The organism is Komagataeibacter europaeus LMG 18890, from assembly GCF_000285295.1.
GTDB lineage: Bacteria > Pseudomonadota > Alphaproteobacteria > Acetobacterales > Acetobacteraceae > Komagataeibacter > Komagataeibacter europaeus.
The window spans coordinates 1-1,917 of sequence record NZ_CADP01000246.1 but is presented as its reverse complement, the minus strand read 5'-3'; the positions used below and the strand labels follow the sequence as shown (position 1 = coordinate 1,917).

Annotated in this window: 3 protein-coding genes; 2 read left to right on the top strand and 1 reads right to left on the bottom strand. The window is 62.7% G+C overall.

Going from position 1 to position 1,917, the window contains the following annotated elements; genetic code table 11:
- Positions 1-451 (bottom strand): IS4/Tn5 family transposase DNA-binding protein (locus GEU01_RS21230; RefSeq protein ID WP_198284481.1); only part of this gene is annotated, 451 nt, incomplete at its 3' end.
- A gap of 51 nt (positions 452-502) precedes the next feature.
- Between GEU01_RS21230 and GEU01_RS23755 the strand changes: the two genes are divergently transcribed.
- The gene (locus GEU01_RS23755) at positions 503-1,117 is read left to right on the top strand and encodes a tyrosine-type recombinase/integrase (protein WP_019087606.1); all 615 of its coding nucleotides are present in this window, start codon (positions 503-505) and stop codon (positions 1,115-1,117) included.
- Between the two features lie 19 nt (positions 1,118-1,136).
- Positions 1,137-1,917 (top strand): IS91 family transposase (locus tag GEU01_RS21220; protein ID WP_019087605.1); only part of this gene is annotated, 781 nt, incomplete at its 3' end.

Here is a 1,917-nt window from a genome sequence, read left to right as displayed (position 1 = left end):
TTTTTTCCCTGCCTCCCGTAGAGACCTTGGTAAACCCGATCTTTTCGGGAGATGCTCGGGTGAAGGAAAACTCCGTTGTATCCTGCAGGATCAGGACTGGCCCTGCAGTCGCATCGAAACGCTGGGCGGTAGCAGAAAAATGCCCTTCAAGGATTTTGTCTTCGCTTACATTTGCATTTGCAAAAAATCTATATGCTGCCTTGGTCGCAGACCAATCCTGAAATGCCGTCGGGAGAGACTTGCCCGGTCGTTCAGCAAGTGCCGCGAGCATCGTGCCCAGACGCCTGTTCAGGCGCTCGTCGCCAAGGTCAGATCCGGATATTTCCTGTATGACCCAATCCTGTACCATTCTCACACCCCGCCTGCATAAAGGTGACAGAAAAGGAATCACAACAGATTCATCTGCATCAAGCACAAAATTCAAGAACAGCAGATTTGTGGGTAACTGCAAGTCCCGCCGGATGCTTACGACCGACCTGACCTTGCACGCAGGCTGGTCCGGGTGGCGCAGCCCCGCAACCTGCCCGTCGTGCTGAGCCGCGATGAGGTTGCCCGTCTGCTCAACGCAACCACCTGCCTCAGGCACCAGGCTGCCCTTTCGATCGCCTATGGGGCAGGCCTGCGGGTGGCCGAGGTCGCCGCCCTCAGGGTCAGTGATATCGACAGCGAACGCATGCTGCTCAGGGTCGAACGGGGCAAAGGGGGACGATATCGCAACGCCATGCTTCCGGCAGACCTCCTGCCCCTGCTGCGGGAGTGGTGGAAGGCCGGACGCCAGCAGGGCGTGATACATTCGGGTGGCTGGCTGTTTCCCGGGCAGGACACCATGAGGCCCATCAGCACACGGCAGCTCCATCGCGTGGTTGTCGATGCGGCGCGGGCCGCTGCGATCACCAGACGTGTGGGGCCTCATACCCTGCGGCACAGCTTTGCCACGCACCTGCTTGAGGATGGTGTCGATGTCCGCGTGATCCAGGTCCTGCCGGGTCATTCCCGTCTAGAGACCACGGCCACGGCCCTTTATACAAAGGTTGCGACACGGACTGTGCGGGCCGTCATCAGTCCGCTCGACAGGCTGGGCACGCAGACGACGGCGCAGGCAAGGCCTGACGGCTGATCCCGGAGGGGGGGCGGTCATGTCCGCCTCCCTCGCACTGGGGGACATCTTCCGGGCTGCCGGTCCTGCCTGGCGGGCAGCCCATATCGGCCGTCTCCCCCTGCAGCAGTTCAAGGTCATGTCGGCGATCGAACACTGTCGCACCGCAGCCCTTGGTGGTCATGTCGCGGCCTGCGGGGACTGCGGACACTGGCGCATTGCCTATAACAGTTGCCGCAACCGTCATTGTCCACGCTGCCAGGGGAATGCCGCGCGGACATGGCTGGCCGAACGTGAGGCCGATCTGCTGCCGGTCGGGTATTTCCATGTCGTCTTCACCCTGCCGGCGCGGATCGCCGACATCGCGCTCCAGAACAAGGCCGTTCTCTACGCCCTGCTGTTCCAGGCCGCCTCGGAGACGATGATGACGATCGCCGCCGATCCCCGGCATCTGGGTGCCCGCATCGGCATCACCGCCGTGCTGCACAGCTGGGGTTCGGCGCTGACCCATCATCCCCATGTGCACATGATCGTGCCGGGTGGCGGTCTCTCGTCCGATGGTCGGCGCTGGATCTCGTCACGCCCTGCCTTCCTGCTGCCCGTTCGCGTGCTGGGCAAACTGTTCCGCCGCCTGTTCCTGACCCGGCTGCGCGCACTTTTCAATGCCGACCGGCTGGTCTTCCGGGGCCGTCTTGCCCCTCTGGCAGAGCGTCGTGCCTTTCTGCGGTATCTGGCCCCTGTGCGCAGCAGGCGCTGGGTCGTCTACGCCAAACCCCCTTTTGCCGGTCCCAAAGCGGTGCTGGCCTACCTGTCGCGCTATA